Genomic DNA, 22,804 nt, shown 5'->3' with positions numbered 1-22,804 from the left:
AGCGGCGGTAACCGCCGCTAAACGTGCACAAATCGCTGAGATTTAGCGCTTGCCGGGGCGGCGTGCGCCCTTGGCGATGCCGAGGCCCTTCACCGGGGCCTCGTCGCCCACCACGCGGTCGTCGTTGCCGGTCGCACCGTTCGACGACGGTGCCGCGGGGGCTTCGGCGACTGGCTCGGGCTCTGCCGCTGCAGGCTCGGCCGCCGGAGCGGGCGCGGCCGGGGCAGCGGCCGGGGCCGCCTTCTTGGCGCCGGGACGGCGGGCGCCGGCGGCGAGACCGAGACCGACGACCGGGGGCTCCGGCTTTGCCGGCTCGGCGGGAGCCGCCGGCGCTTCGGCCACGGGCTCAGGTGCCGCCGCCGGTGCGGCCGGAGCCGCCTTCTTGGCGCCGGGACGCTTGGCTCCACCCGCGATACCCAGACCCTTGACCGGGGCAGCGGGAGCTGCGGCCTCGGCGGCGGGCGCCTCGGCGGACGGGGCGGCAGCCGCGGGAGCGGCCTTCTTGGCGCCGGGGCGCTTGGCCCCACCGGCGATACCGAGACCCTTGACCGGTGCGGCGGGTGCCGCCTCGGCGGACGGGGCGGCAGCCGCGGGAGCGGCCTTCTTGGCGCCGGGGCGCTTGGCCCCACCGGCCATACCCAGCCCGGTGACCGGCTTGACGTCGGCGGCAGCGGTCGAAGCGGATTCGGTAGCGGCTTCTGGCTCGGCCTGTTCCACCGCGGGAGCAGCTGCTGCGGCGGTGGCTTGCGCCTTGGCCTCGGCCTCGGCTCGTGCTTCGGCGCGGGCGGCGGACGCCGCGGCGGCCGTGCCCTTCTCGGGCAGCGTGTAGATGCTGGTGTCCAACGAGTTCAGCAGCAGCTGAGCGACGTCGAGCACCTCGACCTTCTCGATATCCCGGGTAGCGGCGACATCGTCGACACCGTCGGTCATCATCACGCGGCAGAACGGGCAACCGGTGGCGATCGCCGAGGCGCCGGTGTCGATGGCTTCCTCGGTGCGCTCGGTGTTGACGCGCTTGCCGATGTGCTCTTCCATCCACATCCGGGCTCCACCGGCGCCACAGCACAGGCCGCGATCGGCGTGCCGGGGCATCTCGGTGAGCTTCGCGCCGGCGGCACCGACCAGCTCACGCGGTGCCTCGTACTCCTTGTTGTGCCGACCCAGGAAGCACGGGTCGTGGTAGGTGACCTCTTGGTCGACCGAGGTCACCGGGATCAGCTTCTTGTCCCGGACCAGGCGGTTGAGCAGCTGGGTGTGGTGCACGACGGTGTAGTCGGAACCGAGCTGCGGGTACTCGCGGTTGATCGTGTTGTAGCAGTGCGGGCAGGTCACCACGACCTTGCGCTTGGCCGTCTCGACACCCTCGAACAGCTCGTTGATGGTCTCGACGTTCTGCGCCGCGAGCTGCTGGAACAGGAACTCGTTACCGGCGCGCCGCGCCGAGTCGCCGGTGCAGGTCTCGCCGGTGCCGAGCACCAGGTACTTGACGCCCGCGGTGGCGAGCAGCTCGGCGACGGCCTTGGTGGTCTTTTTCGCGCGGTCCTCGTAGGCGCCGGCGCAGCCGACCCAGAACAGGTACTCGAAGCCCTCGAAGGAGTCCACGTCCTGGCCGTAGACAGGGACGTCGAAGTCGACCTCGTCGATCCAGTTGGTGCGGTCCTTGGCGTTCTGGCCCCAGGGGTTGCCCTTGTTCTCCAGGTTCTTGAACAGCACGCCGAGCTCACCGGGGAACTCCGACTCGACCATCACCTGGTAGCGGCGCATATCGACGATGTGGTCGATGTGCTCGATATCGACCGGGCACTGCTCGACGCAGGCACCGCAGTTGGTGCAGGACCACAGCACGTCGGGATCGATGACGCCGCCCTGCTCCAGGGTGCCGACCAGGGGGCGCAGCGCCTGCTCGGGGCCGTGGCCCTCGATGCGCGCAAAGCCGTCCTCGGGCACCCCGTGCCCGTGCAAACTGTCGCCCAGTTCGGCGAAGTCGACCGAACCGTCCTCGGGCATCGGTTTGCCCTCGATCAGGTAGGGCGCCTTGGCGAACATGTGGTCGCGCAGGTTCATGATCACGAGCTTGGGCGACAGCGGCTTACCGGTGTTCCAGGCCGGGCACTGGGACTGGCAGCGGCCGCACTCGGTACAGGTGGTGAAGTCGAGGTAGCCCTTCCAGGTGAAGTCCTCGATCTTGCCGCGACCGAAGACGGCGTCCTCGGCGGGATCGTCGAAGTCGATCAATTCGCCCTTGTGCTCCATGGGCAGCAGCGGACCCAGACCGTCGGGCAGGCGCTTGAAGGTGACGTTGATCGGGGCCAGGCCGATGTGCAGGTGCTTGGAGTGCAGCACGATCAGCAAGAACACCAGCATGACGCCGATATGGCCCATCAGTGCGATGGTCTCGATCCAGGCGTTCGCGGTGTGTCCCAGCGGGGCCAGCAGGGCGGCCATGCCGTCGGAGAAGAACGCGCCGAACTGGTACGGGAAGTCCTCGCCGAGCACGTTGACCGCGGCACCGCGGAAGATGGCGTAGGTCAGGATGACCAGGAAGATCATGAAGAGGATCTCCCACGCACCACCGGTGTGCGAGCCGTAGAAGCGGGACTCGCGACCGAGCTTCTTGGGTTCACGGGTCACCCGGATGATGGCGAAGACGATGATGCCGGCCAGCACGGCGAGGGCGAAGAAGTCCTGCAGGAAGCCCAGGACCGCCCAGCGGCCGACGATCGGGATGTGGAATTCGGGGTCGAACAGGACACCGTAGGCCTCGACGTACACCGAGCCGAGGACGAAGAAGCCCCACATCGTGAAGAAGTGCGCGATACCGGGGATCGACCACTTCAGCAGCTTCGACTGGGCGAAGACTTCCTTGTTCTGGTTGAGGAAGCGCCGGACCAGATGGTCCTTGCGGCCGCGCTCGTCGCCGACCTTCTGGCCCGAGTTGATCAGCTTCGTCAGCCACAGCACGCGCCTGGCGGCGAACACCAAGACGATCGCGGTCATCAACAAACCAAGGATCAACCGCCCCGTCGTGAGCATGTGCTCCAGGCTGTCTTCCACCGCGGGCCTCCCGTAATTTAAGTTACTCATTGGTAACTTAAGGTGTGTTACTCGCCAGTAACTTAGGCTAGATGCCTGCTCATAGTTGCATCCGGCCGGGAAGCGCCGCTAGCAAGGCTGACCTAACTCACTCTTTGTCACCCAGCGGAGCCCCGTGACGGGACCCGGCGACCTGGGTCCGCCGGTACCGGAAAAGTCTTGGTGACACTGGCCGATGGCTGTGTAAAGGCATTGCGGTCGGTATCCGGCAAACGCCAGATGTGGTGGTCACCACAGTCGCGTCTCAGGCCGGCGTGCCCACCAGCGCCCGCAACATCGACAACATCTCCGACCGCGATTCGGCGCCCAGCCGGCGGCGGATGCGGGCGACGTGGTGTTCGACGGTCTTGGCGGAGATCAGCAACTGATTGCCGATATCGCGGTAGGGCATCCCCTGCAGCACCAGCTCGGCGACCTCACGTTCCCGGTCGGACAACCGGGCCCAGGTCGGCATCGAGGTGGCCGGCTCAGCGGCGGCGCGGGCCGGTGCACTCGGCACGTCCCGTTCGGCCGTCTCGGCATTCTGGATATCGGATTTGAGATCGCGGGCCAGCGCCAGCATGGCACCGGACACCTTCCCGTCCGGGGTGTGTAGTGCGGCCTGGCTCGCGAGTCGGGTGGCATCCCAGGTCAGGCCGAACCGGGTCAACCCGCGCGCCGCGACGGTCACCTCGTCTGGATCGACCTGATGGGCCAGCACGCGCAACCAGGTGCGGCCCGCGGTGGCCAGGCTGCGGGCGAACGGACTCTGCCCGGCCGCGGCGGCCAGCGCCTGACCGTGCGGGGCGACGGCATCGGGGGAGTTGGCCAGGATCCCGGCGTGCACGCCCGCCCAATGCAGTGGCACCGACCAGAGCACCGGGTCGCCGAGCGCGCTCAAGAGGGCGAACGCCTCGTCGATATGGTGTTGGACCCGGTCGACCTGGCGCAGCCGGGCCGCCGCCACCCAGAGTTCCCCGAGCGGCAGCGTGCAATAGATGTCGAGGGAGTATTCGGCCAGCACGTCCATGGCGGCGTACCAGTACTTCTGCGTCGCCCCGCCGTCACCTCCGCGGCGGGCGATCGCTGTGCGCAGCGCCGCCGACCACAGCGCGTCGCGGCGATGCAGCGACGACGGCACCGACGCGGCATCCGCGCTCGCCGCACTCAGTTGACCGTCGAGCATGCGCACCCAGCCCAGCAGCAGTCGGTGCCGGGGCCCGGTGAAGCCGTGATCGTCGGACGCGTCGGCACCGACGGCTCGTCCGATGATGCTGCGGGCCCGCACCGCGTCACCCCCGTGCAGGGCGGCCAGCGTGACAAGCGCGGCGGGACTGTCCGGGGCGACGCCGGTATCGGTGCGTTCGGCCGTGATCGACTGGCTCAACCGCCCGATCGCGGCGGCGAACGGCTGATCCAGGGTCTGCAGCAGACCGTCGGCCAGGTTGCGTGCCGCTCGCGCAGTCGAGGTGGGCGGCCCGGAATCCGGTACCGAGAGTGCGGCTCGGGCCGCCTCGGCATTGCCGGCCCCGATGGCCACGATCGCCGCGGCCGATCCGACGAAGGCATCGGGGTAGGGCCCCAGCCAGGCGAACAGATCGGCGGCCTGCCCCGCGGCGCCGTCGTGGACGGCGACACTGGCGGCGATCCGGACCGCGGCCGCGCGCTCGGCCGGATCTGCCGAACCGAGGAGCCCGTCGGCCAACCGGGCCGCCGTCGCGCAGTCACCGGTCATCGCCAGGGCGTCGGCCAATCCGGCGCTGTGCGCGCCCGGTCCCGCACCGGCGTCGGCGGCCGCCCGGTACAGCCGGGCCGCGCGCGCGGGCTGGGCGCGGTTCGCCGTGGCCAGGGCGATCAGCGTGTCGGCGAGCAGGGCGTCCCGCATTCCGTGCTCGGCCATCCTGAGTGCGAGATCTGCGGAGAGCAAGCCGATTTCGGTTTGCGATCGGAGCAGGGCGAGCTCGGTGTCGTGATGCCGGGCAGCCCCGAGGATCTCGGCGACCGCGCGGTGCAGGATGCCGAGGAACGGCCGGCGGTGGGCGGCGTCGAGGAGCCCGGTGGCCCGCGCGCGGTCCATCAGATCCTGTGCGCTGTCGGCGTCGACCCGCAGCGCGGCGGCGATATCGTCGGCGCCCAGTCCGGGGCTCAGTGAGCAGAGCAGCAGGGTGTCCAGCACCGCCCGATCGAGGCGGTGCAGTCGCTCCACGAGCGCGACCCGGGTAGCGGCGCCGATGACCGTGACCGCGGATTCCCCGTCGGGCGCACCGATGGCCTCCGCGATGGCCCGCGCCGCCGGGCCCACCAGAAACGGCAGGCCGGAGGTGGCCGCCTGCACGGTGCGCACCAATTCGTGTGGAACACCGGCAAATTCGGTGGGCGGCAGGGCGCCGAGGGTGAGCACCGGATTCTCCCGGGCCAGGGCGGTGAACAGGCCGCCCAGGGCGGGACGGTGTGCCAGCGGTTCGGCGGCGACCAACACGGTGAGCTCGGGCCGGGCGACCAGCGCGGTGAGCCGAACCAGGTCGGCGTCGTCGAGCAACTGGGCATCGTCGATGACGATTGCGGCACTGCCGATTTCGGATCCGGCGGGTACCGACGAGGACACCGGCCGGCCGGCTCCGCGCAGCGCGGTGCGCACGGCGTTGATCCGCGTGGTCTTGCCGGTGCCGATACCCCCGGACACCAGGACCTTGGCCGGTTCGGTCGGTGCGTCGATCAGGGTGGCGAGCGGGTCACCCGGCTGGCCCCCGTCGCTGCGCTCGCCCAGGCCCACGGGCGCGCGCTATTCGTTACCGGACACGACGACCGTCGTCTGCGGCGCCTGGGTGACGGTGGCCGCCGCGGCGGCCGTCGTGGTGACGGGCTCCGGCGCCTTGGTCGTCGTCGGCGGCGCGGCCGAGGTGGTCGGCGGTTTCGTCGTGGTCGGGGGCTGGGTGGTGGTGGTCGTCGTCGTGGTGGGCGGGGTGGTCGTGGTGGTGGTCGTCGTGGTCGTAGTGGTGGTTGTCGTGGTGGTGGTGGTCGTGGTCGAGCTGGTGGTCGACGGTGTCGTCGTCGTGGTGGTGGTGCTCGCCGGGGGCGGCGGCGGTACCTCGGAGGTGGTGACGATGCCGTCGGAACCGGTGACCGTCACCGTTTCCGTCGTCAGCGGGGCCGCGGTGCTCTCACCGGGCTGGGTGGAGAAGCTCGTCGCCGTCTCGATCACTGTCCCGCCGGGACCGCTGGTGCCGGTCAGGGTGACCGCGAGGCCACCGCCGGCCAGCAGTACCGCTGCGGCAGCCGCGCCGAACAGCAGCGGCGGGCGCTTGTACCAGGGCAGGGGTGCCGCCTCGTCCTGGAGTTCCTCCTCCTGCGGGGTGAAGGCCACCTCGGGACGGGCGCTGCTGAACCCGGTGTCGTAATCCGGGCCCTCGTAGGGCAGGGGTTCACCGGTCGGAAGCGGGTTGTCCTCTGACCACGCCAAACCCGGGGCGGCCGCGGTCGGCGGCGCGGCGGCTCCGGCCCACCCCATGGTCGGGGCCAGGCCGGTCGGCGCGGCATCCGGGCTTGCCGCCGGCGCCAAACCCGTTGCGGCCGCGGCCTCGGAGGCCAGACCGGCCACCAGGGCCGCGCCCACGGCCGTGTTGACCTGGGCATAGGGGGTGGTGATCACCGGCGCCTGCAACCGCTCGGACAGCCGCTGCGTCACCAGCGGGATCGCCGCGCCCCCACCGACAGTGGCGATGGCCGACACGCTGGAGACGGGAATTCTGTTGTGCTGCAAGACTTCGTCGATGGCACCGAGCAGGCCGGCCAGCGGGGCTTCGATCACCTGATCCAGCTCGGCGCGGGTGACCCGGATGTCGGAGGTGTAGCCCGGTAATTCGGCCCGCACCACCGCGGTGGTCTCGGCGGACAGCCGCTCCTTGGCCCGTCGGCACTCATCGCGCAGCCTGCCGAGCGAACCGACCGCCGCGGTGCTGCCCGGGTCGGTGTTGTTGGCCTCGGCGATGCCGGCGAGGACGTGGTTGAGGAGCACCTGGTCGATCTGGTCCCCGGAGAAGTCCGGATAGCGCTGGGTGGCGCCGATGGGCGCCAGATTCCCGCCGGCGTCGGCCAGCGTGATGCTGGTGCCGCTGCCGCCGAGATCGATCAGGGCGACAACACCCTGGGCGGGCAGACCGGGGCCGCTGCGCAGGCCGGCCAGGGCCGCGAGCGAATCCGGCACCAGGGTTGCCGACGACAGGCCGGGCTTGGCGCGCAGGGCGATCTGCAGGGCGGATACCGCGGCCGGGCTCCAGTGCGCGGGCACGGCGATGGTGATGGGCTGGCCACCGCCGACGGTATGGGCCATCGCGTCCAGCGCCTCGGCGAGCACCTGGTCGCCGGGGTGTGACGAACCGTCGGAGGCCACCAGGGGGATGGGATCGCCCACGCGGTCCACGAACCCACCCAGCACCAGACCCGGCTGGTTCAGATTGGGGTTCTCACCTGGCACGCCGACCTCGGCTGGGCGGTCGTTGAACAGGGTCAGCACCGCGCGCCGCACGACCGGCGGCCGGCCTTCGCGGGCCGCCACCAGATTGGTTGTCCCTATCGACAACCCGAGCGAGTCGCCCATGTGATCTCCCGTCGACAGCCGTGACGCCCTCACCTTAGTGGTAGCCGAGACCGGTACGCGTCAATCCCCCTAACGTGTCGAAACCCCTAATGGGGCATCCCCTAACCCGGGCGTCGTCGCGGTGGGTTCGACACCGATTTGCGCCTCGACGTGCACCGATAACATCGAGGGAACTCACAGAAAGGACGGTGGCACGATGGCCAATGAACTGCTGGACTTCGTCATGTCGCTGGTGCGGGATCCCGACGCGGCCGCGCGCTACGCCGCGGATCCGAATCAGGCCATCGCCGATGCACACCTGACCGATGTCACCACCGCCGATGTCAACCACCTGATCCCCGTGGTCAGCGAGTCGCTGTCCTCGCCTGTGTCGACCGGCGGCGCCGACCTGGGATTCGACCCCGGCGGCAACGTCTGGACCAGTGGAGCCGCGACGGCGGCCTTCGACTCCTTCGGTGACTTCGGTGGCGTGAGCGATCACGTGCCGGTCGTGGTCACCGACGATCTGCACGCGGCGGTGAACTCGCTGCCGGATGCCTTCGATCACGGTGTGCCCACCGTGGTCGATGACTACTCCGCCGACGTCCCGACCTTTGCTGCGGATCCGCACCCGGTCGACGACGTGCCGGTCGTCGACACCGGCCTGGACACCCACTGGAACCAGGCCACCGACAGCGATCATCACCTGCCGGTCGATGACGGTGGTTTCGACATCTTCGGCTGACCTGCCTAGAAAAGCCCGCTCACCTGCAAGGGAGCGGGCTTTTTCGTGTCCGGGAGCGGTCGTCCCCCGCCATCCCCTAACCCCCTAATGGGCCTACCCCCTATACCCCTGATGGGGGTTGTGAAGGCAGGGGTTTCGACCCCGTTTCCGCCGTCGCTCGCCACCCATAACGTTGTCTTCAGTTCGCCGGACCACCCGGAAACAGACCAGAAGCACCTACCGAAGCGCCACCCAGAAAGCCACTCAGAAAGGCACTCCCATGACCACGATCATCGACTACATCCTCGACCTGTTCCGCAGCCCCGACATCGCGGCCGCCTTCGTCGCCGACCCCGACCAGGCGATGCGGGACGCGGGCCTGCCGAACGTCAGCGCCGCCCAGCTCGCCTCGGTCGCCGCCAGCGTGGCACCGGCCGGCGTCGCACTCGGCAACGGCGACCCGGTGTACGGGCTGCAGAACGCGGTCTCCAGCTACCACAACTTCGCTTCCCCGTTCTCGCCGCAGACCTCCTACACCTCGCAGCCGACGTTCGCGCCGCAGACCGACTTCGCCAGCCACAACAGCACCGATTTCGCCAGCCACAACAACGTGCCGGTGCTCAGCCCGAACCAGGACGCCGGCGCCAACGCCCAGCAGGGCGCGTTCAACCTCGGCTTCGGTGACATCACCCTGTTCGGCAGCAAGACCACCACGACGACCACCGCCACCAACGGCGGCGTGGTGGTCGACGGCGAGAACAAGGGCACCGTCACCACCGGCCACGACAACACCGTCGGCGACGGCAACACCAACGTCCACGACGTGCTGACCGGAAGCCACTCGCCGGTGATCGTCGGGGCCGGCAACCAGGTCCACGACAGCTCGCAGACCGCCGGTGGCGACGTCATCTCGCACAACAGCGGGCCCGTCATCAAGGATGTCGACACGAGTGGCGGCAACGGTGGCGGCGCCAGCGCCGGCGGCGGCATCCTGGGCGGCGGGCACGCCGGCGGCGGTAGCGGTGGCAGCGGTGGCAGCATCGTCATCAACGACAGCCACGGCTCGACCAACACCACCTCCGTCGGCGGCAGCCAGACCACGGTCGGACACGACCTGGGCAGCGGGAACACCAGCGTGGTGGACACCTCGAGCCACACGACGACCACCACCTCGGTCAGCGGACACTCGACGATCGACAGCTCGGTGCACGCCGACAGCTCGGTCCACGAGGACAGCTCCGTGCACACCACGGTGACCGACGAGTCGGTGCACCAGGCCGGCGGTATCAACACCTACGCCGATACCGACCTGCACAACACCACGAACATCGAACCGCACACCGATTTCCACGCGTTCTGATCGACACCCGATTGGCGGGGACCGCAAGGTCCCCGCCAATCGGCGCGCATGGGAGTGTGATGGTCTGGAGAGGATGAGATGACAGCACCGCAGGATGGCAAGGTCGCGGCCGGCAGGCCGGCCAGACCCGTCGACGTGATCGTCGAGCTCATCGACCACAGCTCCCGGATCGCCGGCGCGCACGACCGCGCCGACCTGGTGGAGCGCCTCGGCATCGCCAAGGACAGGATCACCGACCCACAGATCCGGGTGGTCATCGCCGGCCAGCTCAAGCAGGGCAAGAGCCAGCTGCTCAACTCACTGCTGAACATGCCGGTGGCGCGGGTCGGCGATGACGAGAGCACGGTGCTGGCCACCGTGGTGCACTACGCCGAGACCGCGTCGGCCCGGCTGGCGGTCGCCGGGCCCGACGGCGAACCGGAATTCGTCGATATCGACATGTCGGAGCTGCGCAACGATCTGCGCCAGGCCCCGGCGGCGCAGGGCCGTGAGGTGTTGCGTGTCGAGGTCGGGGTGCCCAGCCCGATGCTCAAGAACGGTCTGACCTTCATCGACACCCCCGGCGTCGGCGGCCACGGCCAACCGCACCTGTCGGCCACCCTGGGACTGCTACCCGAGGCGGATGCGCTGCTGATGGTGAGCGACACCAGCCAGGAATTCACCGAGCCCGAACTGACCTTCATCCGGCAGGCCGTCGAAATATGCCCGCTGACAACAATTCTGGCCACCAAGATCGACCTGTACCCGCACTGGCGGGAGATCGTCGCGGCGAACGCCGCCCATCTGCAGCGCGCCGGCCTCAGCACGCCGATCACTCCGGTGAGTTCGGTGCTGCGCAGCCACGCCATCACGCTCAACGACAAGGACCTCAACGAGGAGTCCAACTTCCCGGCGCTGGTCGCCTTCCTGGGCGACAATGTGTTGTCCCGGGAGACCGATCGCGTCCGCGATCACGTGATCGACGAGATTCGCGCCGCAGCAGATCATCTCGCACTCGTGGCCGAAGCCGAACTGTCAGCGCTCAACGACCCCGACACCCGCGAGAAGCTCGCCGCCGACCTCGAACGGCGCACGCAGGAAGCCCAGGACGCGCTGGCCCAGACCGCGTTGTGGCAGCAGGTGCTCAACGACGGGATCGCCGACCTGACCGCCGATATCGATCACGATCTGCGGAACAGGTTCCGGCACATCACCGCCCACACCGAAGGCGTGATCGACGGCTGTGACCCCACTCAGCACTGGGCCGAGATCGGCGCCGAACTGGAGAACGCCATCGCCACCGCCGTGGGCGACAACTTCGTCTGGGCCTTCCAGCGGGCCGAGGCGCTGGCCGCCGAGGTGGCCCGCACCTTCATCGAGGCGGGCCTGGATGTCATCGAGGCGCCGCACGTCAGCGCGCGTGAGATGGGCGCCAGTCTGGGCGAGTTCAAGGCACTTGCGCGGTTGGACGCCAAACCGATCAAAGCCGGCCACAAGGTGGTCACCGGGATGCGCGGGTCCTACGGCGGGGTGTTGATGTTCGGCATGCTGACCTCGTTCGCGGGGCTGGGCATGTTCAACCCGTTGTCGCTGGGTGCGGGACTTCTGTTGGGGCGCAAGGCGTACAAGGAGGATATGGAGAACCGGATGTCGCGGGTGCGCAACGAAGCCAAGACCAGCATGCGCCGGTTCATCGACGACGTGTCGTTCGTGGTCAACAAGGAGTCTCGAGATCGGCTGCGCGCCATCCAGCGTCAGCTGCGCGACCACTACCGGGGTATCGCCAACCAGGCGTCGCGCTCACTCAACGAGTCGCTGCAGGCCACTCTGACATCGGCCAAGCTGGAAGAGAACGAGCGCAACACCCGCATCAACGAGCTGGAGCGCGAGCTCAACATCCTGCGGCAGGTCATCGACAACGCGGACAAACTGTCCGCGGCAGGTTGACCCGCTTAAACTGGTCGCCCGTATGAGCACCAGTGACAATGTGCGCGCGATTCTGGGCGGCACCATCCGCGCGTATCAGGCTGATCCGGCATACCGGGACCGGCCCGACGTGCACAACGAACTGCTGCGGATCGGCAACCGGCTCAACGAGCCGATGCGCATCGCCCTGGCCGGCACCCTCAAAGCAGGTAAATCGACCCTGGTCAACGCCTTGGTGGGGGAGGACATCGCCCCGACCGACGCCACCGAGGCGACCCGCCTGGTCACCCGGTTCCGGCACGGTCCCACCCCGAAAGTCACCGCCAACCACCGCGGCGGCCGGCGCTCGAACGTGCCGATCGTGCGGGTTCCGGGCGACCGCCCGGATCGGCGAAGTCTGACGTTCAGCTTCGACGGCCTGGACGAAGGTGACATCGAGGACCTGGACGTGCAGTGGCCGGCCGCCGAACTCATCGACACCACCATCATCGACACGCCCGGCACCTCGTCGCTGTCGCGCGACGTGTCCGCGCGTACGTTGCGGCTGCTGATTCCCGAGGACGGTGTGCCGCGGGTGGACGCGGTGGTGTTCCTGCTGCGCACCCTCAACGCCGCCGATATCGGGCTGCTCACCCAGATCGGTGAACTGGTCGGCGGTGAGGCGGGCGCGTCCAGTGCGTTGGGCGTGATCGGGGTGGCGTCGAGGGCCGACGAGATCGGCGCCGGCCGCATCGATGCCATGCTGTCGGCCCGGGATGTGGCGACCCGGTTCACCGCCGAGATGGAGAAGACCGGGATCTGCCAGGCGGTCGTCCCGGTGTCCGGGCTGCTGGCGCTCACGGCACGCACCCTGCGGCAGAGCGAGTTCGTCGCGTTGGAGAAGCTGGCGGCCGTCGAACCGGCCGAGCTGACCAAGGCGATGCTCAGCGTGGACCGGTTCGTCCGAGAAGACAGCTCGCTGCCGGTGGACGCCGCGACCCGGGCCGCCCTGCTCGACCGGTTCGGGATGTTCGGGATCCGGATCTCGATCGCGGTGCTGCGCGCCGGGATCAGCGACTCGGTGGCGCTGGCCGACGAACTGCTGGAACGCAGCGGGCTGATCGCCCTGCGCGATGTCATCGACCAGCAGTTCGCGCAGCGCTCCGATCTGCTCAAGGCACATACCGCACTGCTGGCCCTGCGGCGGTTCGTCCAGGTCCACCCGATCTACGCCAGCAGGCAGATCCTGGCCGACATCGACCCGCTGCTGGCCGATGCGCACGCGTTCGAGGAACTCCGGCTGTTGAGTCAATTGCGTTCCCGGCCAACCACGTTGAACGACGACGAGATGGCGTCGCTGCGCCGGTTGATCGGCGGGTCCGGCACGGACGCGGCCAGCCGGCTGGGGCTGGGATCGGCCGATCCCTACGACGGCCCGCGGGCGGCCTTCGCGGCGGCGCAACGCTGGCGCCGCCGCGCCGACCATCCGCTCAACGATCCGTTCACCACCAGGGCGTGCCGGGCGGCGGTGCGCAGCGCTGAGGGGCTGGTCGCCGAGTATCACGCGCAAGGCAGGTAGTCGCGCTACGGGGACAGCGTCCTGGTCTCGTTGAAGCGAGGCCGGCGGCGGGTCGTGGTGGTCTCGTCGTCGCGGGATTGACTCGTCGTGCGGCGGGTCGTCGTCGTGGTGGTCGAGGACGTCGTCGATGACGTGGTGGCGTCCGGGTCGTTGATATCGGTGGTGGCCGGCGGGCTGGTGCTGGTGATCGTCTCGGTGGTGGTCGTGGCAGCCGAGGTCGACCGTCCCGAAGTGTCGGAGAAGCTGGGGGTGACGAATTCCGTCGGAGCCTGTTCGGGCTGGTTGAACTGGCGGGACACGAACAACGCCCCCCAGACGATCAGCGCGATGGCGGCCAACGCGGCGAGGCTGGCGGCGGTCAGCGTGGACGTGCGTTCATGCCACTTACGCTCGTCCGTCACGGGCACCGATAGTAATCACGCGGTGCGCCATCCTGCTGGGTCAACCGAGTTGCCCGATGACCTCGGATGCGAAGAACTCCAGGTGATCGAGATCTGACATATCCAGAACCTGCAGGTAAACGCGTTGCACACCGGCCGCGGTGAAAGCGCCCAGCTTGTCCACGATCTCCGCCGGGGTGCCGACCGTCGGGGAGTTTCCGCGCATCTCGTCCAGTTCGCGCCCGATGGCGGCGGCGCGGCGGGTCAGTTCGGCCTCGTCGCGACCCGCGCACAGCACGAACGCCGCGGAGTAGGTGACCGACTCGGGTGCGCGGCCGGCCGCGTCGACGGCCGCGGCCACCCGCTCGAACTGGGCCGAGGTCGCCTCGAGGGAGTCGAACGGGATGTTGAACTCCGTGGCGAACCGGGCGGTCAGTGCCGGGGTGCGTTTGGGTCCCTTGCCGCCGATGATGATCGGCAGCGGCGCCTGTACGGGCTTGGGCAGTCCGGGCGAATTCTTGACGGCGTAGTGCGTGCCGGTGAAGTCGAAGGTCTCGCCAGCGGGCGTACCCCACAGCCCGGTGAGGATCTCCAGTTGCTCGGTGAGCCGGTCGAACCGCTCGCCCAGCGCCGGGAACGGAATGGCGTAGGCCTGGTGCTCTTCCTCGAACCAGCCCGCGCCGATCCCCAATTCGACTCGGCCACCGCTCATCTCGTCGACCTGGGCAACGGCGATGGCCAGCGGGCCGGGATGGCGGAAGGTGGCCGAGGTCACCATGGTGCCCAGTCGGATGGTCGAGGTCTCGCGGGCGATCCCGCCGAGAGTCACCCACGAATCGGTGGGGCCGGGCAGGCCGTCACCGCTCATGGCCAGGTAATGGTCCGATCGAAAAAACGCGGAGAACGCCAACTTCTCGGCGGCCTGCGCCACGGCGAGTTGATCACCGTAGGTGGCACCCTGTTGCGGTTCGACGAAGACACGGAAGTCGGTTGTTCCCATGTCAACAACACTAGAGCCCGCGACGGGCCGCTCGCAGCGCGGCGACCGCATCGTCGTCGCCACGCAACGTCACCTGTGCGGGTTCGCGGCCCGCGGCGAACAGCAGCAGCTCGCCCGGTTCGCCGGTGACCGTCACCGGGGCACCCTTGCCGGCGGTGGCCAGCACCTTGCCGTCCGGGGTGGCGAGACTGACCCTTGCCGGTGATTTCGACAGCGTCATCCGCGCGAACTGAGCAACCTGGCGAGTCAGGGCCTTCACCGTCTCGTCATCGAGAACCCTTGGCTCCCAATCTGTTCCAGCACGACGGACATCCTCGTGGTGGATGAACATCTCGGCGACGTTCACCAAGGGGTCCAGGACGGCGAACGGGGAGTAGGCCGGCGGACCCGAGGCGACCTTGTCGATCAGTTCGGCCCAGTCGTTGGCGGCGGTCACCTGCTCCTGCACCTTGGCCGTGTAGCCGGCCAAGGCGGGTATCAGGATGCCGGGCGCGGCATCGATCCGGCGTTCCCGTACGACCAGGTGCGCGGCCAGGTCGCGGGTGGTCCAGCCCTCGCACAGGGTGGGGGCGTCGGGCCCGGTCCCGCGCATCGTCGCGACCAGCGCCGCGCGTTCGCGTCGTGCCACCGACATCTGTTCGTCTCCCGTCTAGAAGGTCTGCACGCCCTCGGTGCGTACCAACATGCCGTGTCCGGTGCCATCGTTGGTGAACCGGGTCCCGTCCGCGGACGCGGCAATGGTCCAGCCCAACGCCCGATACGTCTTGTAGTCCAGGGGGACGGTCGGGATATCGCCGAGATTGCCGAGGATCCACTGGACCTGTCCGTCGGCGGTGAGCCGCACGCCATTGGCCGGGGCGCCGTCCACCACGGGGGCGTTCTGGAACTGGGATTCGCAGCCCACCTCGGATGTGGAGATCTGGCAGCGGGTCAGCCCGGACTTCGTCTCGATGAAGACGTACCCGTTCTGCGGGGCGAGGGTGTCGGCGCCGGGAGGTGCGGCGGTGGCCGTCGGAGCGGTGGGTGACGGACTGGGCGGGCTCGATGGTACGGCCGTGCTACGACTGGGGCGCGGGGTCTGCACCGTCGGCTCGACACCGTTGTTGTCGGGCGATCCGGTGGGTTTTCCGTGGATCAGGTCAGAACAACCGCCCAGGGTGACCACGATCGCGGCCGCGCACACCGCTGCTCGTATCCCCCTGCCCGTCACACGTCGAGGCTACCGGCTGGAGTGTCGCTGCTTCGGGAACGTTTGGTCGCATCTGGGTAACTTCACAGCATGCCGACCTAGGGTCGGCGAAATGCTCGGAATGAAAGGCGCCAGACACGGTGCCCACCTGTGGGTCCAGTTTCTGGACTCGCCGTTCTCCGGCCTCGCGCCGTGGGTGTGGATGGCGATGCTGGCCGGGCCGGGCCGGTTCGAGGTGGCCGTGTCCGGCGCGTTGGCGGTGTCCGTGCTGGTCCTGACGATGTGCTGGCAACGCGGGATCCCGGTGCACGTCATCGAGTTTCTCGGGGTGTCCTACTTCGTGGTACTGGCGATCATCGGGCTGCACGCCTCGAGCGCCACGAAGGCATGGCTGGAATTGTGGTCCGGTGACATCACCAACGCGCTGCTGGCGCTGTACGCGACGGTCACACTGGTCCTGCGGCGGCCCTACACGATGGTCTATGCGCGGCACAAGGTGCGCCCCGAGCGTTGGGGCACATCACTTTTCGTGCGGGTCCACCTGGTGGTCACCGGTGTGTGGGCCGGTGCGTTCGGGTTTGCCGCGACGGTCGGTTTCATCGGCGATGCGGCGGTGCACGATACGGACAACTTCTGGACCGGCTGGGTCCTGCAGCTGGCGGCGCTGCTGTTCGCGGTGGCGTTCAACGATTTCTATCCGGACTACGCACGGGCCAGGGCGCACGGCCACCCCGAGGTGCCATCGTGGGTTCGGCTGGTCGAATGGGTGCCGCCATTCCTGTTCGGCACCGCGGTGGCCGGCTGGGTGCTCGGCGCCGTCGTCGATGCGGGTTGTCTGGCGTTGGTGCTGGCCGCCCTGGCGTGCGGAGCGCTCATGCGCCGGCCGGGCGCACCCCGTTCGGCGGCCGCTGACCGGATCACTGCCTCAGGATGACCCGGGTCAGCTCGGACAGCGCGGCGTGTGGTGGCTCGTTGCCGAAATTCTCGATCAGCTGCACCTGGATCTCGCCGACGACCCCGCCCAGGACAGCGCCGACGGCGATCATCGTCGGCTCGTCGTCCTTGAACACCGGGCGCAGGATGGACTCGTACTCCTCATTGGAGAGCTGACCCATCTTGTCGATGATGGTGCCCTCCAGGTCCATGGCGCCGACGGCGTAGTCCTGGGCATATTGCAGGGTGTCGGGGAGCCGCTGCAGCACCATCTCCACCAGCGTGTTCTTCAGTGCGTTGTACCGTTCGGTGCCCACCGCGAACTTCACCAGCGGGGTGGCGATCCCGGTCTGGGCGTCGATGGCCGCGTCGACCTCCTTGGCGATCAACGAGAACACCTTGTCCGAACCCGGGCCGCGCAGAACCCCGTCGAAGAGGATCTCGGGGGAGAACAGATCCTCGGACAGGATCCGGGCGTAATCCGCGGTGACGGTCTCGCGTTGGGCGTGCAGCAGGCCCTGGAACGGGATGAAGCCCAGGATCTTGGTCGGCTTGACCGGCCGGAACAGCATGTTGAGCGCGATGTAGTCGCTGATGAACCCGACGCCGAAGCCGAACGCGGGCATGATCCAGGGGTTCTGGAACAACGCCCAGGCCACCATCTGCACCAGACCGATGACGAGCCCGAAGTAGATGCCGCTGCGCCGCACGAATGCCATGGCATCGTCGCCGAGCCCACGCATCAGCTTGTTGAGTTTGTCCTTGTTCTTCACCAGGGTCGTGATGGCCAGGTACTGCACATCGATATAGCGCGGCAGGTCGGCGCGCATCTCGTTGAGCATGTTCTCGATCACCTGGGGGATCGTGGTGTTGATGCGGGACTGGATCGCTTTGCGACCCGCCTCGGGCAGGGAGTCCCACAACCCTGGCCGGATCTGTTCGGCGATGTCCCGGGAGATCTCGTCGGCGGCCCGGATCAGCGGCTCCCGCAGGGCCTCGACGGCCTCGGCGGCGTCGACCTTCTCCAGCATCTCCTCGGGTTTGAGCAGATTCTGGGTGAGCAGCTCGATGGTCTTGGAGCCGACCTTGCCGGCGCGGCGCGGCACGATGCCCTGCCAGCCGAAGGGGCCGATGCCCTTGAACTCGAGTGGCCGGTACAGCATCTCCAGCGCGACGATCTTCGTGCTCCAGCCGACGAAGGCGGCCACGAACGGCATGGACAGATAGATCAGCCAGTTGACGCTGAAGTCGGCCTTGATCTCCTGCCAGGTCTGGATTGCGAGAATCGTCTCGCCGCTCATGCGCGATCCGCAAGCTGCTCGCTGGTGCTCATGCGCGATCCGCAAGCTGCTCGCTGGTCCTCAATCTCCGCGATCCGCCCCGGGCTTCTCGCTGCAACGTCACGGACCGTCCTGTTGCATTGCTGCCTCCCACAATCCGCGACCCAGACCGGACAGGCCCAGGGTCTGCTTCTCCACCCGCGCGGTGAGTGGTCCGCGGGACGCGCCCTTGATGGCCCGCAACACCATGGGCTCGGCCATGAGTATCTCGTAGTCGGCCTTCTTGGCCGGATCCTCCGGGCCGATCTCAACCAGACCAAGTGATAGCAGATGACCGACGTATTGCGGGACCATATTCGGCAAAGCCACATTGGCCGTGCGGCCGATCAAGCAGGCGTTCTCCAGCACCGGCTGGCCGGTGTTGCGGGACCGGGAGTAGACGTGCACCAGCGGTGAGGCCGAGCCGTCGGACAATGCGCCGACGATGCGCGCCTCGTCGGCCACCAGCTGATCCAGCAATCGGTGGAACAGTTCCACCTGGCTGCCGGCGGTGCTCTGATCCAACGCCCGGTCGAGCAGTTTGCCCATCTTGGTGTTCAGGGACTCCGGCGCATCCGGGTCGGCCGACGGCGGGGTGCGGGGCGCGGAATCGAGTTGCTCCAGCCTGTTCTTCACCATCGTGGCCAGCTGCTCCTCACCCCAGGTGGCGAGTTTGAACCCCACCTTGGCGGCGTCCAGGGCACGGTCGGCGATACCGAACGGGTCGAATCGCTTCGGGACCAGCGGGCGCCTGCGGGGGGTGCGGATGATCACCGCGAGATCGCCGACGGGGGTGGCCAGCTTGAAGGCCCGACGCTCGTGGCCGTCCCGGTTCTGTGGCTGGTCCACGGTGATATCCGCGCCGACGTCGGGGTCGACGTCCGGTACGTGCTTCGAAATGTCTTGCGCCATCGAACTCCCCAGGTGCGCCGAGGTCAGCCGTGGTCGAACGCGACCGACGGTTGGTGATTACGGGCACGGTACCCGGTGGAACCGCGCGACGGGCCGGGTGGGCCTTTGCCTAATTGCAGCTGCCTAATTGCGGCTGCCTATTGCGGCGGCAGCAGCGGTGGGCGGCACACGTTGCCCACCGGATCCCACCACCAGCCGTCATCGCACGCCAGCGGCACGGTGGCGACCGCGGGGCGGCAGGTGCTGGCCACCGGATCCCACCAACCGTTCTCACAGTTGGGCACCAGCGGCGCCTGACAGGTGTTGGCCACGGGGTCCCACCACTGCCCGCCCTCGCAGTCGGCGTAACCGATGGCCGGGTTCACCGCGGCGGTGAACGCGAGGGGGAGGAAAGCTACGGCGGCGGCCGTGGACAATCTCCGGGCCGCGCGCTTCACGGTCGTCTGCATGGTCTGAAACCTTAAGACGAACGTGGCGTACCGGCATCGGTCAGGGGCGCGGATCCCGGGTGGTGTCGCCTGGCGAGCCTTTCCTGCCGCCGTTCGCCGGGTGGCACTGGCTCGGGCGTCGCGATCGCGCCCGACACTTTCCGGCCACACGCCGGGGACCGCTCTCTTACGCTTCGGTGGTGCGCATGTCCTGGCCGCTGACCGGCCGGGCTGCCGAGATGAGCGTGATCGAGGCGGCCATCCTGGCCCCGGGTGTTCCCGGGGTTGTGGTGTGCGGCGCCGCGGGCGTGGGCAAGAGCAGGATCGTCCGGGAGGCCCTGTCTGCTTCGGCAGCGCGGGGAGCCCGCACGCGTTGGGCGGTGGCCACTTCGTCGGCACGAATAGTCCCGCTGGGCGCCTTCACCGCATGGGCGCAGGCGGGGGTGACCGATCCGATCCGGTTGGTCCACGGGGTGATCGAGGCGCTCACGGCGGCGCAGCCCGGCACTCCGGTGGTCATCGGCGTGGACGACGCGCCGCTGTTGGATGATCTGTCGACGTTCGTCGTGCAGCAGATCGTTCAGCGGGAGGCGGCGAAGGTGGTCCTCACCGTGCGCGACGGTGAGCCGATTCCCACTGCCGTGCGGGAGATCTGGCACGGCGCGGAGTTCGACCGCATCGACCTGGCGCCGCTGACCCCCGACGAGGTGGCCGCGCTGTTGTCGGCAACCCTGACCGGGCCGGTGGATCCCGATGCGGCGCAGCGACTGTGGGCACTGACGAAGGGCAACGCGCTGTATCTGCACACTCTTGTCGAGCGCGAGTTGGCCGACGGGCGGCTGGCGAACCGGCACGGCCAATGGCGCTGGACGGGCGACCCGGTCGTGGCTCCGAGCCTGGTCGAACTGATCGAATCCCGGATGGGCGATCTGCCGGCGCCGGTGAGCGATGTGCTGGACGTGCTGGCGGTCGGGGAGCCGATCGAACTGGCGGCGCTCACCCGAATCACCGGCGCCGGTGCGGTGGAAGAGGCCGATGCCCGCGGGCTGATCAGGCTGGAGAACATCGACGGTGCGGTGGAGGCGAGGGTCGCGCATCCGCTGTACGGCGAGGTGCGCCGCGCCCGTGCGGCGCCCACCCGATTGCGGCGGCTGCGCGGCTTGGTGGCAGGCGAACTGGCCGGATCGGCCGAACGTGACGACGTCCGGGTAGTGGTGCGCCGCGCCACCTTGACGCTGGACTCCGACGTGGCGCCCGACGCGGCGCTCCTGGTCCGGGCCGCACACGGTGCGGTGTGGCTGGCGGATCTGCCCCTCGCCGATCGGCTCGCCGAGGCGGCGATCAGAGCCGGGGCGGGTTGGGAGGCCAACTTCGTTCGCGCCCATGCGCTCTCCTGGCTGAGTCGGGGTGACGCGGCCGAGGCGGTCCTCGCGGACATCGACGTCGCTGAACTGAGCGATGAGGAACGGGCCAGATTCGCGTTCCTGCGGGCCAGCAACATGCTGTGGGTGCTCAGCGATCCGGCCCGAGCCAGGGAGCTCATCGACAGCGTGTCGGACCGTCTTGCACCCCGGACAACCGGCTATATCCAGGCGTTTCGCACGGTCTACTGGTTCGCCATGGACCGGCCGGCGCAGGCGATCGAAGCGGCCGAGGGTCTCGCGCTGGACAACCTTCCGGCTGTCGCCGACGCCGAGGTGGCGTGGGCGCTGGCGGCGATATACGCCGACGCCGGCCGCACCGAGGAAGCGGTGGCGATCGCCGATGCCGGGTACACCATCGCGGCCCGCTCTTTCGATGCTCCGCAGATGCGGTTCAACATCGCCGACGCGCATGTCTCCGCGCTACTCCTGGCCGGGCGGGTGGGCGAGGCCCTCGACGTGGCCGAGCGGGTGCGCGCCCAGGCGGCGGATCTGCCGGGGGCGGCGCATCTACTGGGGGCCGCCGTGGTGGGACGCGCTGCCCTCGGCGCCGGCCGGCTCGACACCGCCCGGATGTTGTTGGAGGACGCGGCCTCGGCTCTGTCGGCATCCGGTCATGCGATCGGATGGGGTTTCCGCTACCACTTCCCGCATGCCATGGCGCTGGCCATCCAGGGCCGTGCCCGTGAAGCGGCCGATGTGCTTGCCGAATTCGATGATCTGCCGCGCCCGTTCCGCTCGCTGGACCACGAGCGCAGCCTGGCCCACGCCTGGGTGAGCGCAAGCGCGGGCACGCTCGGTGAAGCCGTCGCCATCCTGCTCTCCGCCGCTGAACGTGCCTGTACCAGAGGGCAATTCGGAGCCGAGGTGATGTGCCTGCAGACCGTGGCCCAGTTCGGGGACTGCTCGCGAGCAGCTCGACTGCGTGAACTCGCCGAGCAGATCGGTGGGACCCGGGCGCGCGTCGCCGCCCGGTTCGCCGCGGCGCTGCGCGACGGTGACGCCGGTGAACTCGCCGCGGTGGGCGAAGAATTCGAGCAGATCGGTGATCTCGTCGCCGCCGTGGACGCGACGGCCCTTGCCAGTGTCGAGTATCGCCGCCGGGAACTGCGCGGGTCGGCACTGACCGCCGCGAGCCGGGCGGAATCGCTGGCCGCCACGTGCGGAGGTGCCGACACGCCCGCACTACGCGCGGCCGCCGAACGGCTGCCGTTGACCGACCGGGAACGCGAAATCGTCATGCTGGTCGCCCACGGGCTGTCCAACCGGGCCATCGCCAAGCGGCTGACGGTAGCGGTGCGCACCGTCGAGAGCCATGTCTACCGGGCGATGGCGAAGACGGGCACCTCCAGCCGACAAGAGCTGGCGGCGCTGTTTCCCGGCGCTAAGTAGCAGCCGGCCGTGCGGCGGCCAGATTGCAGTGGTCCGCTACTCAGTCCACCGGGTCCGAACCGGCCCACGATTGCCTTCATCGGGACCTGAACGGAGGTTCCGCCGGACACCCGAGGAAGGCACGATCATGAAGAACATCCTCATCTGCGCCGTCGGTACGGCCGCGCTGCTCGCCGCGTTGCTGGGCGACGCCCCGCCCGCCGTCGCCGCCCCCGCCGGACCCTCCACCGTCGATGCGACCATCGCCGATCTGGAGGCGCAGGGCTACACCGTCATCGTGGACCGGGTCGGCACCGCGGTGGGCGCGGACTGTTCGGTCCGGTCGGTCCGGCCCGGTCAGCTGTACTCCCGCACCGACACCGGCGCGCCCGGGGCGGGCACCAGCCTGGTCACCACCTTGCTCAGCAAGACCGTCTACGTCGATGTCGGGTGCTGACCGACGACGCCCGACGCGAGTGCTTGCTTCGGCAACTATGTTGCGGCGCAGGGCAGCCGGGCTTCATGCCCGGCTGGGCACCGTCAAACGGTCATTGCCCGCCGCCGCGTCGAACGGGCGGTTACCATCGCCTCGAAGAGGGCTGACGATAGAGGGATCATGAGCGATCGGGGCACTCTGGCGGCCACCGCGCGGATGT

The 22,804-nt window shown here is 68.9% G+C and carries 17 protein-coding genes; 7 read left to right on the top strand and 10 right to left on the bottom strand.

Going from position 1 to position 22,804, the window contains the following annotated elements; translation table 11 throughout:
* Nucleotides 1–42 precede the first annotated feature (42 nt).
* The 3 genes from QN239_RS29330 to QN239_RS29320 form a co-directional block, all read right to left on the bottom strand.
* Entirely contained in the window at nt 43–3,033 is a 2,991-nt protein-coding gene (locus QN239_RS29330; protein ID WP_499017009.1) for a heterodisulfide reductase-related iron-sulfur binding cluster, read from the bottom strand.
* Between the two features lie 304 nt (nt 3,034–3,337).
* On the bottom strand, nt 3,338–5,845 hold the full coding sequence (iniR, locus tag QN239_RS29325) for an isoniazid response ATPase/transcriptional regulator IniR (RefSeq protein ID WP_499015771.1): 2,508 nt from the start codon (nt 5,843–5,845) through the stop codon (nt 3,338–3,340).
* 9 nt (nt 5,846–5,854) lie between these two features.
* Nucleotides 5,855–7,669, bottom strand: a complete 1,815-nt coding sequence (locus QN239_RS29320; RefSeq protein ID WP_499015768.1) for an Hsp70 family protein — start codon at nt 7,667–7,669, stop codon at nt 5,855–5,857.
* Between the two features lie 196 nt (nt 7,670–7,865).
* Here QN239_RS29320 and QN239_RS29315 point away from each other — a divergent pair, with 196 nt between their 5' ends.
* From QN239_RS29315 to QN239_RS29300, 4 genes are all read left to right on the top strand, one after another.
* Entirely contained in the window at nt 7,866–8,393 is a 528-nt protein-coding gene (locus QN239_RS29315) for an Rv0340 family IniB-related protein (protein ID WP_499015766.1), read from the top strand.
* 259 nt (nt 8,394–8,652) lie between these two features.
* Entirely contained in the window at nt 8,653–9,732 is a 1,080-nt protein-coding gene (locus QN239_RS29310; RefSeq protein ID WP_499015764.1) for an IniB N-terminal domain-containing protein, read from the top strand.
* 78 nt (nt 9,733–9,810) lie between these two features.
* Complete coding sequence (locus tag QN239_RS29305) at nt 9,811–11,658, top strand: dynamin family protein (RefSeq protein ID WP_499015763.1); 1,848 nt, start codon at nt 9,811–9,813, stop codon at nt 11,656–11,658.
* Nucleotides 11,659–11,680: 22 nt separating this feature from the next.
* On the top strand, nt 11,681–13,195 hold the full coding sequence (locus QN239_RS29300; protein WP_090358626.1) for a dynamin family protein: 1,515 nt from the start codon (nt 11,681–11,683) through the stop codon (nt 13,193–13,195).
* A 5-nt stretch (nt 13,196–13,200) separates the two neighbouring features.
* Here QN239_RS29300 and QN239_RS29295 read toward each other — a convergent pair whose 3' ends face one another.
* Genes QN239_RS29295 through QN239_RS29280 form a run of 4 tightly spaced genes read right to left on the bottom strand, consistent with a single transcriptional unit; the run spans nt 13,201 to nt 15,785 of the window.
* Nucleotides 13,201–13,596 (bottom strand): hypothetical protein, encoded by a 396-nt coding sequence (locus tag QN239_RS29295; RefSeq protein ID WP_499015760.1) that lies wholly within the window; start codon nt 13,594–13,596, stop codon nt 13,201–13,203.
* A 40-nt stretch (nt 13,597–13,636) separates the two neighbouring features.
* Nucleotides 13,637–14,575 (bottom strand): LLM class F420-dependent oxidoreductase, encoded by a 939-nt coding sequence (locus tag QN239_RS29290; protein ID WP_090358630.1) that lies wholly within the window; start codon nt 14,573–14,575, stop codon nt 13,637–13,639.
* Between the two features lie 10 nt (nt 14,576–14,585).
* The gene (locus QN239_RS29285) at nt 14,586–15,209 is read right to left on the bottom strand and encodes a TIGR03085 family metal-binding protein (RefSeq protein ID WP_090358632.1); all 624 of its coding nucleotides are present in this window, start codon (nt 15,207–15,209) and stop codon (nt 14,586–14,588) included.
* 15 nt (nt 15,210–15,224) lie between these two features.
* A complete protein-coding gene (locus QN239_RS29280; protein WP_499015757.1) occupies nt 15,225–15,785 on the bottom strand; it encodes a hypothetical protein in 561 nt (186 codons plus the stop codon).
* Nucleotides 15,786–15,876: 91 nt separating this feature from the next.
* On the opposite strand from QN239_RS29280, the gene QN239_RS29275 reads away from it, so the two are divergent.
* Nucleotides 15,877–16,698, top strand: a complete 822-nt coding sequence (locus tag QN239_RS29275) for a hypothetical protein (RefSeq protein WP_499015755.1) — start codon at nt 15,877–15,879, stop codon at nt 16,696–16,698.
* Here QN239_RS29275 and QN239_RS29270 read toward each other — a convergent pair.
* From QN239_RS29270 to QN239_RS29260, 3 genes are all read right to left on the bottom strand, one after another.
* Nucleotides 16,682–17,998, bottom strand: a complete 1,317-nt coding sequence (locus QN239_RS29270; protein ID WP_499015753.1) for a DUF445 domain-containing protein — start codon at nt 17,996–17,998, stop codon at nt 16,682–16,684. The genes QN239_RS29275 and QN239_RS29270 overlap by 17 nt on opposite strands.
* A 99-nt stretch (nt 17,999–18,097) precedes the next feature.
* On the bottom strand, nt 18,098–18,928 hold the full coding sequence (locus QN239_RS29265) for an Abi-alpha family protein (RefSeq protein ID WP_499015751.1): 831 nt from the start codon (nt 18,926–18,928) through the stop codon (nt 18,098–18,100).
* 137 nt (nt 18,929–19,065) lie between these two features.
* Nucleotides 19,066–19,365, bottom strand: coding sequence for a hypothetical protein (locus QN239_RS29260; protein ID WP_090359006.1), 300 nt, complete (start codon nt 19,363–19,365; stop codon nt 19,066–19,068).
* A gap of 197 nt (nt 19,366–19,562) precedes the next feature.
* On the opposite strand from QN239_RS29260, the gene QN239_RS29255 reads away from it, so the two are divergent.
* A complete protein-coding gene (locus QN239_RS29255; protein WP_499017008.1) occupies nt 19,563–22,169 on the top strand; it encodes a LuxR C-terminal-related transcriptional regulator in 2,607 nt (868 codons plus the stop codon).
* Nucleotides 22,170–22,296: 127 nt separating this feature from the next.
* Nucleotides 22,297–22,605 (top strand): hypothetical protein, encoded by a 309-nt coding sequence (locus QN239_RS29250; protein WP_499015750.1) that lies wholly within the window; start codon nt 22,297–22,299, stop codon nt 22,603–22,605.
* Nucleotides 22,606–22,804: the final 199 nt, after the last annotated feature.

Source organism: Mycolicibacterium sp. Y3, from assembly GCF_051188035.1.
In the GTDB taxonomy this organism is placed as follows: Bacteria; Actinomycetota; Actinomycetes; order Mycobacteriales; family Mycobacteriaceae; genus Mycobacterium; species Mycobacterium fluoranthenivorans.
Note: the sequence above shows the minus strand (reverse complement) of the source record. Positions and strands in the feature narration are given on the sequence as shown.

What these genes read in the sequence shown, in the direction of transcription:
- QN239_RS29330 (WP_499017009.1), bottom strand. Translation starts at nt 3,033, where the DNA reads ATGCTCACGACGGGGCGGTTGATCCTTGGTTTGTTGATGACCGCGATC.
- QN239_RS29320 (WP_499015768.1), bottom strand. Translation starts at nt 7,669, where the DNA reads ATGGGCGACTCGCTCGGGTTGTCGATAGGGACAACCAATCTGGTGGCG.
- QN239_RS29315 (WP_499015766.1), top strand. Translation starts at nt 7,866, where the DNA reads ATGGCCAATGAACTGCTGGACTTCGTCATGTCGCTGGTGCGGGATCCC.
- QN239_RS29310 (WP_499015764.1), top strand. Translation starts at nt 8,653, where the DNA reads ATGACCACGATCATCGACTACATCCTCGACCTGTTCCGCAGCCCCGAC.
- QN239_RS29305 (WP_499015763.1), top strand. Translation starts at nt 9,811, where the DNA reads ATGACAGCACCGCAGGATGGCAAGGTCGCGGCCGGCAGGCCGGCCAGA.
- QN239_RS29300 (WP_090358626.1), top strand. Translation starts at nt 11,681, where the DNA reads ATGAGCACCAGTGACAATGTGCGCGCGATTCTGGGCGGCACCATCCGC.
- QN239_RS29290 (WP_090358630.1), bottom strand. Translation starts at nt 14,575, where the DNA reads ATGGGAACAACCGACTTCCGTGTCTTCGTCGAACCGCAACAGGGTGCC.
- QN239_RS29285 (WP_090358632.1), bottom strand. Translation starts at nt 15,209, where the DNA reads ATGTCGGTGGCACGACGCGAACGCGCGGCGCTGGTCGCGACGATGCGC.
- QN239_RS29275 (WP_499015755.1), top strand. Translation starts at nt 15,877, where the DNA reads ATGCTCGGAATGAAAGGCGCCAGACACGGTGCCCACCTGTGGGTCCAG.
- QN239_RS29270 (WP_499015753.1), bottom strand. Translation starts at nt 17,998, where the DNA reads ATGAGCGGCGAGACGATTCTCGCAATCCAGACCTGGCAGGAGATCAAG.
- QN239_RS29265 (WP_499015751.1), bottom strand. Translation starts at nt 18,928, where the DNA reads ATGGCGCAAGACATTTCGAAGCACGTACCGGACGTCGACCCCGACGTC.
- QN239_RS29255 (WP_499017008.1), top strand. Translation starts at nt 19,563, where the DNA reads ATGTCCTGGCCGCTGACCGGCCGGGCTGCCGAGATGAGCGTGATCGAG.
- QN239_RS29250 (WP_499015750.1), top strand. Translation starts at nt 22,297, where the DNA reads ATGAAGAACATCCTCATCTGCGCCGTCGGTACGGCCGCGCTGCTCGCC.